Annotated in this window: 13 protein-coding genes; 6 read left to right on the top strand and 7 right to left on the bottom strand. The window is 74.6% G+C overall.

What is annotated here, in order from left to right; genetic code table 11:
- Positions 1 to 9: 9 nt before the first annotated feature.
- Complete coding sequence (locus tag CO540_RS09160) at positions 10 to 1,206, bottom strand: hypothetical protein (protein ID WP_253866570.1); 1,197 nt, start codon at positions 1,204 to 1,206, stop codon at positions 10 to 12.
- Between the two features lie 263 nt (positions 1,207 to 1,469).
- On the opposite strand from CO540_RS09160, the gene CO540_RS09155 reads away from it, so the two are divergent.
- The 3 genes from CO540_RS09155 (at position 1,470) to CO540_RS09145 (ending at position 6,273) form a co-directional block, all read left to right on the top strand.
- Complete coding sequence (locus CO540_RS09155; RefSeq protein ID WP_099161696.1) at positions 1,470 to 3,032, top strand: glycosyltransferase; 1,563 nt, start codon at positions 1,470 to 1,472, stop codon at positions 3,030 to 3,032.
- Between the two features lie 4 nt (positions 3,033 to 3,036).
- Positions 3,037 to 4,320 (top strand): nucleotide sugar dehydrogenase, encoded by a 1,284-nt coding sequence (locus tag CO540_RS09150; RefSeq protein ID WP_091578570.1) that lies wholly within the window; start codon positions 3,037 to 3,039, stop codon positions 4,318 to 4,320.
- Between the two features lie 204 nt (positions 4,321 to 4,524).
- Positions 4,525 to 6,273, top strand: a complete 1,749-nt coding sequence (locus tag CO540_RS09145; protein ID WP_099164676.1) for a CDP-glycerol glycerophosphotransferase family protein — start codon at positions 4,525 to 4,527, stop codon at positions 6,271 to 6,273.
- A 56-nt stretch (positions 6,274 to 6,329) separates the two neighbouring features.
- On the opposite strand, the gene CO540_RS09140 is transcribed toward CO540_RS09145, so the two are convergent.
- Positions 6,330 to 6,872 carry an acyltransferase gene (locus tag CO540_RS09140; protein ID WP_099161695.1) on the bottom strand — a complete coding sequence of 181 codons (543 nt, stop codon included), beginning with the start codon at positions 6,870 to 6,872 and terminating at the stop codon, positions 6,330 to 6,332.
- Between the two features lie 68 nt (positions 6,873 to 6,940).
- Entirely contained in the window at positions 6,941 to 7,279 is a 339-nt protein-coding gene (locus CO540_RS09135; protein WP_099161694.1) for a DUF952 domain-containing protein, read from the bottom strand.
- An 85-nt stretch (positions 7,280 to 7,364) separates the two neighbouring features.
- On the opposite strand from CO540_RS09135, the gene CO540_RS09130 reads away from it, so the two are divergent.
- Both CO540_RS09130 and CO540_RS09125 read left to right on the top strand, forming a co-directional pair.
- Entirely contained in the window at positions 7,365 to 8,021 is a 657-nt protein-coding gene (locus tag CO540_RS09130; RefSeq protein WP_099161693.1) for a response regulator transcription factor, read from the top strand.
- A gap of 10 nt (positions 8,022 to 8,031) precedes the next feature.
- A complete protein-coding gene (locus tag CO540_RS09125; RefSeq protein ID WP_099161692.1) occupies positions 8,032 to 9,465 on the top strand; it encodes an ATP-binding protein in 1,434 nt (477 codons plus the stop codon).
- A gap of 6 nt (positions 9,466 to 9,471) precedes the next feature.
- Here CO540_RS09125 and CO540_RS09120 read toward each other — a convergent pair whose 3' ends face one another.
- From CO540_RS09120 to CO540_RS09105, 4 genes are all read right to left on the bottom strand, one after another.
- Positions 9,472 to 10,425, bottom strand: a complete 954-nt coding sequence (locus tag CO540_RS09120; RefSeq protein WP_099161691.1) for a TAXI family TRAP transporter solute-binding subunit — start codon at positions 10,423 to 10,425, stop codon at positions 9,472 to 9,474.
- Positions 10,426 to 10,485: 60 nt separating this feature from the next.
- Positions 10,486 to 11,139, bottom strand: coding sequence for a hypothetical protein (locus CO540_RS09115; protein ID WP_099164675.1), 654 nt, complete (start codon positions 11,137 to 11,139; stop codon positions 10,486 to 10,488).
- Positions 11,140 to 11,248: 109 nt separating this feature from the next.
- On the bottom strand, positions 11,249 to 12,052 hold the full coding sequence (yaaA, locus tag CO540_RS09110; RefSeq protein ID WP_099161690.1) for a peroxide stress protein YaaA: 804 nt from the start codon (positions 12,050 to 12,052) through the stop codon (positions 11,249 to 11,251).
- Positions 12,053 to 12,068: 16 nt separating this feature from the next.
- Positions 12,069 to 13,646 (bottom strand): hypothetical protein, encoded by a 1,578-nt coding sequence (locus tag CO540_RS09105; protein ID WP_172968002.1) that lies wholly within the window; start codon positions 13,644 to 13,646, stop codon positions 12,069 to 12,071.
- A gap of 118 nt (positions 13,647 to 13,764) precedes the next feature.
- Here CO540_RS09105 and CO540_RS09100 point away from each other — a divergent pair, with 118 nt between their 5' ends.
- Positions 13,765 to 14,805, top strand: a complete 1,041-nt coding sequence (locus tag CO540_RS09100; protein ID WP_253866568.1) for an App1 family protein — start codon at positions 13,765 to 13,767, stop codon at positions 14,803 to 14,805.
- Positions 14,806 to 14,884: the final 79 nt, after the last annotated feature.

Here is a 14,884-nt window from a genome sequence, read left to right as displayed (position 1 = left end):
CGGCCGGGATCACGGCGACCGGTTCCAGATCATCAGCACGTAACCGCCGAAGTAGGCGGAGAGGATGGCCAGCGGCGCCAGCACGGTCACCGCGCGCGCCCAGCCGGCCCGGGCCAGCGCGACCGCGACCGGCAGCAGCAGCGGGAACGCGGGAAGCAGGAAACGCGCCTTGGCGTGGTAGTAGCCGGCGGCGCCGAGCGTGGTGAGCAGGATCAGTCCGCTGTAGAGCAGGAGCTGCCACGGCTGCCGGTCGAGCGCACCGAGCACGAACAGGGCCAGCGCGACCAGGACCACCAATGTCACCACGTACATCGCCAACGCCGAGGGGTGGGCCAGCACCCGCTGGCCGACCCGCACCGTGTCGACGCCGAGGTCGAAAGTGGTGCCCCACCCGGCGTCCTGGATGTGGAACCAGCCGTCCGGCCGGCCGGTGCGCCAGCCCACCCAGGCCAGGTAGCCGAGCCAGCCGGCCGGCGCGAGCAGCAGCGCCGCCCAGGGACGCCAGCCGTCGCGACGGCGGAGAACCGCGATCGATGCGGCGACGCAGACCACGGCGAGCAGCGCCGAGCCGGTCGGTCGGGTCAGGCCCGCGGCGAGGCTGAGCAGCCCGGCGACGAGCCAGTCACCGCGCAACAGCGCATAGAGGCACCAGGCGGCGAACGCCGTGAAGATCCCCTCGCTGTAGCTCATGTTCTGCACGATGCTGTGCGGCAGCGCCCCCCACAGCACGGCGAGGAGGATGCCGACCCGTCGGTCGTACAGGCGCTCGCCGATCGCGAACAGGCCCCACGCGGCGGCGAGCGCCGCGACACCGGCCAGGGCGAGCGCGGTGGCACGGGTACCCAGGGGGGTCAGCGGCTCCAGCGCCCCGACCAGGTGCGGATAGAGCGGGAAGAACGCCATGTCGCTCTGGGTGCGTTCGTACCCGTCGTAGCCGTGCTGGGCGATGCGCAGATACCACTCGCCGTCGGACTCGGTCAGCAGCGCGCCGGGTCGGGCGCCGACCGCGCGTGCCCAGAGCCAGAGCGTGACCAGGCCCAGCGACCGCACGGCCAGGTAGCCGACGAGAGCGGGTAAGGCCGACCGGAACGCGGCCACCAGACGGTTGCCGGAGCCGGAGCCGGAGGCGGTCCGGCCGGCCGGGTCGGTGCGGCCGCCGGTCGCCGTCTCCGGTGACGGCAGCTCGCGGCGGGTCGGCGCGGTCATGTCTGGTCCTGTCCGAGTGGTGTCGGCCGGCCCGTCGGCCCGCCGGTGACTGCTCCTCGGGCGACGGGAGCGCCGTCGCGGCCCGGGGTCGGGTGCAGGGTAGCAACGGCGACACCGCGGTCCGGCAGCCGCGGTGGCGGCGGTCTCCGGCGTGGCGCTTGTCGTACACTCGCTCCGGTCGGTCGCGGGGTGCGACGCTGGTTCACACGGAGACGGACGGGCATGGGTTCTGACGGCATCTCGTTCCGGACGGCGGTCGCCCGGTGAGGCAACCGGACGTGACGGTCGTCGTCGCCGTCTACAACACCATGCCGGACCTGACCACCTGTCTGACGTCGTTGGTGAACCAGACGATCGGGCACGATCGGCTGGAGATCGTCGCGGTCGACGACGGTTCCACCGACGGCAGCGGCGCGGAGCTGGACCGGTTCGCGGCGGCCTATCCCTCCCTGATCACGGTGGTGCACCAGGCCAACTCCGGTGGCCCGGCCGCGCCCAGCAACCGGGCGCTCGACGTGGCCACCGGCCGGTACGTCTTCTTCATCGGCGCGGACGACCACCTCGGCCGGGAGGCGTTGGAGCGGCTGGTGACGGCCGCCGACCGGTGGGGCTCGGACGTGGTGCTCGGCCGGATGGTGGGCGTGAACAAGCGGTACGTGCACCAGGAGATCTTCGACCGCACCCGCTCCGACGTCGACCTGTACGACTCGCCGCTGCCGTTCTCGCTGTCGAACACCAAGCTGTTCCGCCGGGAGCTGGTCGAGCGACACCGGCTGCGCTTCCCGGAGGACATGGCGGTCGGCAGCGACCAGCCGTTCACGGTGGAGGCGTGCGTGCGGGCCGCCCGCATCTCGGTGCTGGCCGACTACGACTACTACTACGCGGTCAAGCGGCTCAACTCCACCAACATCACCTACCGCAGCGACCACCTGGCCCGGCTGGAGTGCGTGGAGCGCATCGTCCGGTTCGTCGCCGAGCTGGTCGAGCCGGGCGAACGGCGCGACGCGGTGCTGCGGCGACACTTCGCCTGGGAGATCGCGAAGCTGTTCCGCCCCGACTTCCTGGCGCTGGACGCCGACACTCAGGAGCAGGTCCGCGTCCGAGTCGGCAAGCTGGTCCGGGAGTACCTCACCGACCGCATCCGCGACCAGCTCGACCCGGACGCCCGGGTGCTGGTGGGCGCGGCCGCCTATGGCCGTCCGGCCGACCTGCTCGCGATCATCCGGCAGACCGCGAGCGACGGCCTGCCGCCGACCGTCGTCCGCGACCAGCGGTGGTTCGCCGCCTACCCGGGTTTCGGCGAGCCGGACGCGGGCCTGAGCGAGGAGTGGTACGAGGTGAAGCCGACGGCGAGCCGTTGGCTCGCCGCGCTCAACGCGGTGTCGGTACGCTGGGTGACTGGAGCTGACGGCGACCGCCGTGTGCAGATCCTCGCCCGCAGCCCTCGGCCCGACCTCGCCGATCTCGTGGGCGACGACCTGTCGGTGCAGGTGGGCGCGGCGGAGGCGGTGGTGCGGCTGTTGCCCGCCGACCCGATGGGCACGACCGTGGAGGCCACCTTCCGGCTCCAGGACGTAGCGGCGGAACTCACCGCGAAGGGGACGGCCCGGGCGGTACGCATCCGGGTGGCCGGCAGCGTCGCCGTCCCGTTGCGGGGGCTCCGGCCGCCGGTGCGGCACCGGACGATGCACCGCGACGGGAGCCGACTGCACCTGGTCACGATCAACAACAACCACAAAGGTCAACTGGCGTTCACCGTCTGGCCGGTGACGCTTCGCCGGGTCGCGGCCCGCCTTCGGCGCCGTCTCCCCCGAGGAGGAGAGTAGTTTCATGAACATCTGCGTCGTCGCGCTCGGAAAGATCGGGCTGCCGCTCGCCGTGCAGTTCGCCTCGAAGGGGCACCGGGTGATCGGTGCCGACGTCTCCGAGCGGGTCGTCCAGCTGGTCAACGACGGTGCCGTGCCCTTCCCGGGCGAGGCCGACCTGGACGTCAAGCTGAAGGAGGCGGTGGCCGCCGGGCTGCTGTCGGCCACCACCGACACCGCCGCCGCGGTCGCCGAGTCGGAGGCGGTCGTGGTGGTCGTGCCGCTGTTCGTGGACGCCGAGGGTGTGCCGGACTTCGGCTGGATGGACGACGCCACCCGGGCCATCGCCCGTGGCCTGAAGCCGGGCACGCTGGTCAGCTACGAGACCACCCTGCCGGTCGGCACCACCCGCAGCCGGTGGGCGCCGATGCTCTCCGAGGGCTCCGGCCTCACCGCGGGCACCGACTTCCACCTGGTGTTCAGCCCGGAGCGGGTGCTCACCGGCCGGGTCTTCGCCGACCTGCGCCGCTACCCGAAGCTGGTCGGCGGCATCGACGAGGCGTCCGCCGCGCACGGCGTGCGGTTCTACGAGGCGGTGCTCGACTTCGACGAGCGCGCCGACCTGGACCGGCCCAACGGCGTGTGGGACCTGGGCTCGGCCGAGGCGTCCGAGCTGGCCAAGCTCGCCGAGACGACCTACCGGGACGTGAACATCGGCCTGGCGAACCAGTTCGCCCGCTTCGCCGACACGGTCGGCGTGGACGTCACCAAGGTCATCGAGGCCTGCAACACCCAGCCGTACAGCCACATCCACTCGCCGGGCATCGCGGTCGGTGGTCACTGCATCCCGATCTACCCGCGGATGTACCTGTGGAACGACCCGGCCGCCACCGTGGTCCGCTCGGCGCGCGAGGCCAACGCCGCCATGCCGGACTACGCGGTGGACCTGCTCGCCGCCGCGTACGGCGACCTGACCGGGGTGGGAGTGCTGGTGCTCGGCGCCGCCTACCGGGGTGGCGTCAAGGAGACCGCGTTCTCCGGCGTCTTCCCGACCGTGGAGGCGCTGCGCCGGCGGGGTGCGACCCCCTACGTCTCCGACCCGATGTACACCAACGAGGAACTGGCCGCGCACGGCCTGCCCGGCTACGACGGCGAGCCGGTCGGCGCCGCGGTGATCCAGGCCGACCACGCCGAGTACCGCAGCCTCGCCCCGGCCGACCTGCCGGGCGTGACGGTGCTGGTCGACGGCCGCCGGGTCACCGACCCGGCGCGCTGGACCGGCGTCCGCCGGGTGGTCATCGGCGGCTGATCCCGTCCGCGCAGCGGGCCCCGGCCGGTGACCGGCCGGGGCCCGCTGCGTGTCGTGGCCCGGCGCGCACCGATGGTGAAAGTCGTCGTCCGTCGTTCACCTGCCGGACACCCCGGCAATACTTGTGTCACTTGGCCCGTTTAAGGTCGCAGCCGTCCGGTATCGGGCCCCTTCGACACCGGCGGGCAGACAGGGAGCGTGTCGTTGTTCAGCAGAGTACGCAGCCAGCAGGGTCTCGTCGCGGTCGGCGCGACGCTCCTCGGCTACGCGGTCATGATCCTCTCCGGGGTCCTCGGCCTGGTGGTCCCGTACGCGGTGGCCGCCGTGGTCGCCCTGGCCGGTGAGGCGGCCCTGGCCACCCGGTACGCCGGGACCGCCGAGCTGCTCGACAAGGCCGGCCTCGGCGAGGTCTTCCGCCGCCTGGTCCGGGACCTGTCGGTCGTCCTGCTGGTGGTCGCCGCGGTCCGTCCCGGGGTGGGCGGCGACGTCGCGGTGCTGCTGCTGCCGGCCGCGCTCTGGACCGTGGCGGTGGCCACGTCGGCGGTGACCAAGGTGATCGACGGGCGGGTCGACCCGCCGGCCTACACCCGCAACATCGACCTCGGCGCGCTGAGCCGGGTGCCGGTGCCGCCGGCCTGGGCGCGCCGGCTGGCCGGGTTGCGGCTGCCGCTGCTCAACGTGCTGCTGGTGCCGGCCGCCGTGGTGGCCGTCGCCGTCGACCGGGTCGCCCCGGTCGTGGTCACCGCGGCCGTCACGCTCGTCGCCGGACTGGTCACCGCCGCGGTGCTGGCGTCGACCGCGCTGCGCGGCCGGGGCAAGGCCCCGGGGGAGCTGCCCGCCGTGCACGACTGGCTGGCCCGGGAGCAGCCCGAGGTGGCCCTCTACTTCGCCGGCCCGGCCAAGGACGTCTACCAGGCCAACATGTGGCTCGCGCCGGTGGAGGCGACCGGACGGCGCGCGGTGGTGCTGCTGCGGGCCGCGGACGCGTTCGACGAACTGGCCGACACCCGGCTGCCGGTGATCTGCGTGCCGGCCGGCGTCGACTTCATGAACCTCGACCTCGGCTCGCTGCGGGTCGCCCTCTACGCGGCCAACGTCGGGGCCAACATCCACCTGCTGCGCGAGCCGGGCGTGAAGCACGTCTTCGTCGGGCACGGCGACAGCGACAAACAGGCCAGCGTCAACCCGTACAGCAAGGTGTACGACGAGGTGTGGGTGGCCGGTCCGGCCGGCCGGGAACGGTACGCCCGGGCCGCGGTGGGCGTGCTGGACCGCGACATCGTGGAGGTCGGCCGCCCGCAGCTGGCCGGTGTGCACACGTTCGGCTCCGGCGTCGCCGACCACCTCTTCACCGTGCTCTACGCCCCCACCTGGGAGGGCTGGCTGGACGACGACCCCTACCACACCTCGCTGGTGCTGATGGGGGAGCGGATCGTGTCCGGGCTGCTGGCCGCCGGGAACCTGCGGGTGGTCTACAAGCCGCACCCGCTCACCGGCACCCGCTCGGCGAAGGCGCGGGCGGTCCACGAGCGGATCGTCGCCCGGATCCGGGCCGCCGGCGGTCAGACCGACCCCACCTCGCTCGACGGCACCGCGCACCTGGTGGTCACCGGTCGCACGCCGGCGCTGTTCGACTGCTTCAACGCCACCGACCTGCTGGTCAGCGACGTGTCGAGTGTGGTCTCCGACTTCGTGCAGAGTGAGCGGCCGTACGTGGTGGCCAACCCGGCCGGCCTGCCGGAGGACGAGTTCCGCCGGCAGTTCCCCACCGCCCGGGCGGCGTACCTGCTGTCGGCCGACTGCGGCGAGCTGCCGAAGATCCTCGACGTGACCCGGACCGGTGACGACCCGATGGCCGAGGCGCGGCGGGAGCTGAAGGAGTACCTGCTCGGCCCGGCCGGGTCCAACCCGATGGACCGGTTCCGGGACGAGATCGGCCGGCTCTGCGGCTGACCGACGCGCCGACGCGCGGGGGCGACGACCGACCGGCCGTCGCCCCTGCTGCGCGTTCAGCCCTGGTGCGGCGGGTTGTCGACGTCGCGGGAGACGACCTCGCCCTTCTCGTCGACCCAGCCCTTCGGCCGGGCGGGGTTGCCCGCCACCAGCTGGTACGGCTTGACGTCCTTGGTCACCACCGAGCCGGCCGCGATCATCGCGTACTCACCGACCTCGATGCCGCAGACCAGCGTCGCGTTGGCGCCGATCGAGGCGCCCCGGCGGACCAGCGTCGGCGTGATCGTCCAGTCCGGATTCTGGGCGCGCGGCCGGAAGTCGTTGGTGAACACCGCGCACGGGCCGACGAAGACCTCGTCCTCGATGGTCACGCCCTGGTAGACCGAGACGTTGTTCTGGATCTTCACCAGGTCGCCGACGGTGACTCCCGCGTCGACGTAGACGTTGCGGCCGATCACGCAGCCGGCGCCGACCTGGGCGCTCGACCGGACGTGCGCCAGGTGCCAGACCTTGGTGCCGTCACCGACCCGGGCGCCGTCCTCCACGTCGGCCGTCGGGTGGACGAAGACGGAGGCGGACCGGTCGTTGCTGTCAGTCATCTCAACTCGCATCGTGGCAGGGCGCTGCGTCGCGCCGTCGGGCGGGTTCGACGCAGCATAACGAGCCCCTAGCCGAGCAGTTCGGCCACCACGTCGGCGGCCGGCCGGTCCGCCGGCAGCGGGTGCGCCGCGACCACCGCGTCCACCGGCAGCGCCGCGTACAGGTGCGGGAACGCCGCGCCGCCGCGCGACACCTCCCACCGCAGCGCGTCGCCGAGCCGACTCTCGTCCACCGCGAGCAGGGTCAGGCCGGTCACCCCGGCGAAATGCCGGCGCGCGGTCTCCACCACCTGGTCGGCCGCGGACAGGTGGAGGTAGCCGTCCTGCCGGTCCAGCGCGGTGCCGGTGAACCGCCCGGCCGCCCGCGCCTGCCGCCACTCGTCGTCGGCGAGAATCTTGTAGATCACGACCGCAGCCTAGAGCGGCCTCGCGCCCCGGCGGCGCGTCTGCCACCATTTCGCGGGACGACGCGTCGAACGAGAGGGGGCACGGGTGCGGATCCTCCTGGTCGAGGACGACCGTCGGGTCGCCGCGGCCCTGTCGTCCGCGCTGACCCGGCGCGGCTACCAGGTGGAACACGCCGCCACCGTCGCCGCCGCGCTCTCCGCCGCCCCCTGCGACCTGGTCCTGCTCGACCTCACGCTGCCCGACGGCGACGGCACCGACCTGTGCCGGGAGCTGCGCCGGCGCAGCAGCCAGCTCGGCATCATCGCGGTCACCGCCCGGGGCGAGGAACGCGACCGGGTGCTCGGCCTGCGGCTGGGCGCCGACGACTACGTGGTCAAGCCGTTCTCGATGGTGGAGTTGCAGGCCCGGATCGAGGCGGTGCTGCGCCGGGCCGCGCACACCGTCCCGGAGCGCAACCTGATCGAGGCGGGCGAGGTCCGCATCGACGTGGGCGGCCGGACGGTGACCGTGTCCGGCCGGGCGGTGGCGTTGACCCGCAAGGAGTTCGACATCCTGCTCTCCCTGGCCCGGCAGCCCGGGGCGGCCGTGCCACGCGACCGCATCCTGCTCGACGTCTGGGGCACCACCTGGGCCGACCGGCACACCGTCGAGGTGCACGTCGGGTCGCTGCGCGGCAAGCTCGGCGACCCGACCCTGGTGGAGACCGTGCGCGGGGTCGGCTACCGGCTCCGCGGCGCGTGAGGAGGCCCCGGTGCGCCGCCGGCTGGTGATCAGCTACCTGCTGCTGATGGTGCTGGTGCTGTTCGCGCTGGAGACCCCGCTGGCGGTCACCCTGGCCTCCCGGGAGACCGACCGGGTACGCGCCGACCGGCTCGCCGACGCCACCCGCTTCGCGTCGCTGGCCGGTCCGGCGCTGCGCGGCGGCGGTCCCGGCCCGCTCGGCGGGGAGCTGGCCGCCTACGACGACCTCTACGGCATCGGCGCGGCGGTGGTGGACCGCGACCGGCGTACCGTCGCCGCCTCGCCCCGGTGGGAGCTGGGTGCGGGCACCGGCCCGGCGCTCGACACGGCCCTGTCCGGGCAGCAGTTCAGCGGCCCGGAGTCGGTCTGGCCCTGGGTGGACGGCCCGCTGGTGACGGCGGTCCCGATCAACGACGGCGGCGAGGTGCTCGGCGCCGTGGTCACCACCACCCCGGCGGACCCGGTGCGCCACACCGTCACCGCGTGGTGGCTGCTGCTCGCCGGCATCGGCCTGCTCGCGGTGCTGGCCTGCGTCTCCACCGCGTTCGGGCTGGCCGGGTGGGTGCTGCGCCCGGTCACCGAGCTGGACTCGGTGACCCACGAGATCGCCGAGGGCCGCCGCACCGCACGGGTCCGGCCCCGGCTCGGCCCGCCGGAGCTGCGCCGGCTGGCGACCAGCTTCAACCACATGGCCGACGCGGTCTCCGACGTGATGGACCGCCAGCGGGCCTTCGTCGCGCACGCCAGCCACCAGCTGCGCAACCCGCTGACCGCGTTGCGGCTGCGGGTGGAGGAGCTGGGACCCAGCCTCACCGACCCGGACGGCCGGGCCGAGCACCAACTGGCGCTGGAGGAGACCGACCGGCTGGCCACCGTCCTCGACGCGCTGCTCACCCTGGCCCGGGCCGAACGGGAGGAGAACCAGCGGGTCACCGTGGACGCCTCGGCGGCGGCCGCGTCCCGGGTGGCGGCCTGGCTGCCCCTGGCCCGACACCGGTCGGTCACCCTCCGCCTCGACCCGGGCGAGGCGCCGGCGTACGCCCGGACCGTGCCGACCGCGATCGACCAGGCACTCGACGCCCTGATCGACAACGCGGTCAAGTTCAGCGGCGCCGGGGGAGAGGTGACGGTGACCGTCCGACCGGCCGACGGCGGGACGGCGCTGACCGTGCGTGACACCGGCCCGGGCATGACGGCCAGCCAGCTGGACCAGGCCACGGAGCGGTTCTGGCGGGCGCCGGACGCGCAGAACGTGGACGGCGCCGGGCTCGGGCTGACCATCGCCGCGGTGCTCGTCGACGCGTCCGACGGCCGGCTCACCATGCGCCAGGGCGAGCCGCGCGGGCTGGTCGCCGAGCTGTGGTTCCCGGCGCCGCCCGACGACCCGGGCGGCGCGGTCGAACCGCCCGCCCCGCGGCGCGCCGAGGGACCGGTCGGCACCTGAGCCCGGTCAGGGCTTGGCCGCGCGGTACCACTGCGCCGCGCCCGGGTGCAGCGGCAACGGCGTGGTGACGATCGCCGACCGGGGGCTCATCCGCCCCGCGGCCGGGTGCGCGGCGGCCAGCTCCTCCCGCCGCTCCATCAGCAGCCGGGTCACCTCACGCACCAGCGTGGTGGGCAGTTCGGCGCTGACGATCAGGTAGTTCGGGTTCGCCACCGTGCTGACCGGATCCGCCTGGTAGACCGAGCGGGGGATGTCCCGGGTCACGTAGACCTCCCCGTACGCGCGCCGCAGCGGCTCGGTCCAGTCGCCCAGGTCGACCATCCGCAGGGAGGTCTGCCGGGCCAGCTCCGCGACGCCGCGCACGGGCAGGCCACCGGAGAAGAAGAACGCGTCGATCCGGCCCTCGCGCAGGGCGGTCACCGAGTCGTCCAGCCCCAGGTGCTCCTGCCGGACCCGGTCGCCGTCGAGCTGGGCCACGTCCAGCAGCCGGGTGGCGGTCACCTCGGTGCCCGAGCCGTCGGCGCCCACCGACACCCGCCGGTCGCGCAGGTCGGCGAGCGTGCGCACCGGACCACCGGCGGTGGTCACCAAATGCAGGAGGTCGTCGTAGACCCGCGCCACGGCGAGCACGCGGGGGTGCTCCGGTTCGCGGGGCGGCAGCACGTCGGCCTGGGTGAAGCCCAGCTCCGCCTCGCCGGAGCCGACCAGCCGGACGTTCTGCGCGGAGGCCGCGGTGACCACGACGTCCGCCCGCACCTCGGGCAGCTCCCGGTTGAGCAAAGCGGCCAGCGACTGGCCGAACGCGTGGTAGACGGCGGTCGGGCTGCCGGTGGCGATCCGGATCCGCACCGGCTCGGTGGGCTCGTCCCGGCAGCCGGCGACGGCGGTGACGAGCAGCAGCAACAGGGCCAGCGGGGCCGCGGTCCGGCGCCGGCCGCGCACAGACCAGTGTCGGCTCACGGGCTGCACTCTGCGCCGTGCACCCGCCGCCGCGCAAGCCCGCCCGCGCGGGCGGGGTCCTCAGCCCAGTTCGGCGCTCTCGGTGATCCGGGCCCGGTGCTCACCGTTGGGCACGCTCACCAGGAAGCACCCGGAACCGGGCCGCAGCGCCGCCGGCACCTCCAGCAGGGCCGCGCCGCGGACCAGCACCGCCGCCAGGTCGCGGTCGGCCAGCCGGATGCCGAGGCAGTGCCGGCGTACGTGCCGGCCGCCGGCGAGCAGCGCCGCCCGCCAGGCCGCCGCGGCCAGGCGCGGACGCCAGATCCGGCGCGCCGTCGAGGCGCCGGGGACCGGCCCGCCGAGCAGTTCGCGTCGGCCCTGCCGCCAGCCGGCCGCCAGCACGGCCGCGTACGCCGGCCGGTGCTCGAGGGGCACCGACAGCCGGTGCAGCTCGAACCGTCGGCGCAGGCCGCCCGTGGTCAGCTCGTGCTCCACCGGCACGTCGAGGCGGCCCAGCAGCTGCCGCATCCGCTGCGCCGCGTCCTCCCGGTTGAACTCCGCGACCCCGCCCCGGTAGGGATCGACGTCGAACCGGCGGACGTCCGCGGCCGGGGGCGGCGTGCACCGCACCATGCAGGCGACCTCGAACGCGTCGGCCAGGGTCAGCCAGTCCAGCGGTGGTGGCGGCGACGACGGGCGGGGCCGGTCGAGCAGCGTGGTGGGCTCGGAGAGCATCGGCACAGCTCCTTGGTCGGCGTCGGGGCCCCTCTACCGTGGCCTGCCCCGCCGGGCCGGGGAACCGCTGCGCCCGAGCCTTGAGCAAAATTTGCGCGAACGCCGGCCCTCAGAGATCGGCGACGACGAGGTCGAGCTGCCGGGGTCGGCCGGTGGCCCGGGGACCCTCCTCGACCGTGTACTTCAGCTCGCACAGCGCGCCCACCAGCGCGTCGGCGGTACGCGGGCGGGCGCCGGCGAGCAGCAGGTCCCGGACCAGGCGGCCCTTGGTCGCCTTGTTGAAGTGGCTCACCACGGAGCGCGTCGGCGTCCCGTCCACCACCCGCTCGTGCAGCACCCGCACGGTCACCGTGCGCTCGGCGAGGGGCCCGCGCGGGGTCCAGGTGGCCGCGTACGCGCCGGAGCGCAGGTCGAGCACCGGACCGGTGCCCGCGGCCGCCGTCATGACCGGCCCCAACGCCGGGCGCCAGTACGCCGACAGCGCCCCGACGCCCGGCAGGCGCGCCCCGATCGGGCACCGGTACGGCGGGATCCGGTCGCTGAGGCGGACCGCGCCCCACAGGCCGGAGCTGATCAGCACCGACCGGCGGGCGGCCCGCTCCGCGGCCGGGGGCAGCGTGGCCAGGTCGAGCGCCTCGTAGAGCACCCCGGTGTAGAGCCGGGCGGCCGGCGCGGTGGCCGCCACCCGCAGCCGGGCGTTGCGCCGCAGCTCGCCGCGCTGGCCCTCACTCAGGCCCAGCGCGTCCCGGGCCGCCGCCTCGTCCGGGCCGGCGCAGAGGTCGACCAGTGCGGTCAGTACCGCCTCCCGGGCCGGGTTCAGCTCCGACAGGGACAGCCGCGACAGGTCCAGCCGCCGGCCGGTGCCGGCCTCGGCCTTGCCCTCGGACGGGGGGAGCAGGATGAGCACCGGCACAGCGTACGGGCCGGACTCAGCGCCACGGTCGCACGGCGCGGTCCGGGTGGTAGACGCGACTGTCGCCGACCTCGGCCACCAGCGCCGCGTCGGCCCGGTCGCCGAGCAGCCGCCGCAGGCCGCGTTCCGCCGACGAGCCGACCGCCACCACGTACCCGGGCCGGTCCGCCCGCCCCACCCGCTGCCAGTACGCCGGGTAGCGGTTCTGCCCCGGCGTCAGGTTGCCGTCCAGCACCCCGCACGCCACCGCCTCGCCGGTGTTGAAGATCAGCCGGTTGCAGGTCCAGTAGTCGCCGTACACCTCGTGCAGGCCGGACCGCAGCACCGTGTCGGCCAGCCGGCGGGCGGACAGCTCCTCGGCCCGTACCCCGGGGGCGTGGGCCAGGAACGCCGCCGTGCCGGCGACCGCCGCGGCGGTCAGCCCGGCCAGCACCGCGGCGGCCGTGACACCACCCAGCCGGGCCACCCGGCCCGCGGTGGCGCGCAGCGCGTGCGCGGCGGCCAGCCAGAGCGGCCAGAGCACGGCCGGCAACGAGATCTGCAGCACCGAGAGGTAGCGGGCGTTGCCCAGCGGGTCGGTCGCGGCGAGCGGGCTGCGCACGTACACCAGCAGGGTCAACGCCGCGCCGACGACCAGCGCGAGGACCGCCGCGGCCCGGACCCGCGCGGCGTGGTCGACGGCCCGGCGGTACGCGACCAGCCCGAGCGCGGCGGCGGCCACCAGCAGCACCGGGTAGAGCACGCCGAACCACTGTGCCCAGCGCGCGCAGCCGTCCATCGGGCACAGCCCGGAGGCCAACGGCACCCCCTCCAGCAGCCCGCCGCGCACCCGGTCGACGATCGTCGGCGCCACGCCCTCCTTCGTGCTGACCTCCCGCAGCACCGACAGCGAGTCCTGCCCCGGCGGCGCCACCAGGTTGTCCTTCACCACCGGCGCGATGCCGACCAACAAACCCGCCACCAGCAGCACGCCCGGCCAGCCGACCAGCTCGCGGGGGACCGCCAGCACCAGCACCACGGCCGCCACCAGCAGGTAGGGCGCGATCAGCCAGTCCGACCACAGCGCCAGCCCGACCAGCAGCCCGAACCCGCCGGTGGCCAGCCAGCGGTGCCGGATCCGGTCCTCACCGAGCGCGACCGCGATCAGCAGCAACGCCAGCACCGCCGGCTTGACCTCGGGCCGGCCGCCGACCACGGTGAGCTGGTCGCGGACCACCCGTTCCGACCCGAGCGCCAGCAGGCCCACCACGACCACGGCCAGCCAGGGGGAGAGGAGCCGGCGGGTCAGCCGGTACGCCAGCCACAGGAAGATCGCGTAGAGCGCGACCAGCGGCAGCCGCAGCAACGGCCAACTCGGTCCGGCCCAGCCCACCAACGGCGCCGCCAGATACGACTCCAGCACGCCCATGTAGCGCTGCCCGTAGAGGAAGACCGGCCGCTCGTGGCCGCCGGCGATGTGCAGGGCGGCCAGGCCGAACGTGGCCTCGTCGCTGTTCGAGGCGGGCACCGTGAGCACGGTCAGCACCAGCCGGTAACCCACCCCGACCGCGCCGAGCAGCAGCGCCACCAGCGCCGGCGCGTCCGGCCGGCCCATCGCGTCCCGCTTCACCTGCGACACGACGCAGTCTGGCACGCTGCCGGCCGGCGCCCGGGGCGGATCGGCGTAGATCACTCGCGTGGCCGGCCCCCGTCGGTTGTGGCAGTGTTGCTACGTGCCACCCACACCACCGGACCAGCTGGCCGTGCCGCAACTGCACCGCGCCGCCCGCATCGAGGACGCCGTGCACGGGCTCGTGGAACGCCGGCTGCGGCGCACCGGGTGGCAGCCCAACATCATCGCGTACGCGGGCTACGGCGCCCCCGGCTGGGCGCGGGTGCTCTGCCGCGTGCTGCTCGGCCGCCCGGACACCCGCCGGCGGGGCCGGCTGGACAAGGTGCGGGGCTGGCGCAGCTTCGCCACCCTGCCGGCCAAGCACGCCCGGGTGACCGTCGAGGTCAACGGCGTGCGCCACGAGGTGACCGCCGACCGCAGCGGCTTCGTCGACACCGTCGTCGAGGGCGACTTCACCCCCGGCTGGGGCTGCGTACGCCTCAGCGTCGCCGACGCCGAGCCGGTGGAGGCGCTGGTACGCATCCTCGACCCGAACGTCCGGTTCGGCATCCTCTCCGACATCGACGACACGGTCATGGTGACCGCGCTGCCCCGACCGCTGCTCGCCGCGTGGAACACGTTCGTCCTCGACGAGCACGCCCGCACCGCCGTCCCCGGCATGGCGGTGCTCTACGAGCGCCTGGCCACCGCCCACCCCGGCGCGCCGGTCTTCTACCTCTCCACCGGCGCCTGGAACGTCGCGCCGACGCTGACCCGGTTCCTCTCCCGCCACCTCTACCCGGCCGGCCCACTGCTGCTCACCGACTGGGGGCCGACGGCCGACCGCTGGTTCCGCAGCGGGCGGGAGCACAAGCGGGCCACGCTGGCCCGGCTGGCCCGCGAGTTCCCCGAGGTGCGCTGGCTGCTCATCGGCGACGACGGCCAGCACGACCCGGAGATCTACCGGGAGTTCGCCGCCGCCCACCCGGACAACGTGGCCGGCGTGGCGATCCGGCGGCTGTCGCCGACCCAGTCGGTGCTGGCCGGCAGCCTGCCCGCGCCCGCGGGTCGCTCCTCGTCCGGCCCGGTGGGCCAGAAGTGGCTGAGCGCCCCCGACGGCGCCGGCCTGTGGAAGCTCCTCCGCGAAGCCGACCTGGTCTGACCCGGCCCCTGCCCTTGGCTGGTCGGCGGTGGCCAGACGGTCCGGGGCGGGGTGGGGGTCGTCGGTGTTCCTCGGCGGG

Source organism: Micromonospora sp. WMMA2032 (assembly GCF_002688545.1).
GTDB classification, from domain to species: domain Bacteria; phylum Actinomycetota; class Actinomycetes; order Mycobacteriales; family Micromonosporaceae; genus Micromonospora; species Micromonospora sediminicola.
This window is presented reverse-complemented; position numbering and strand designations above follow the sequence as displayed.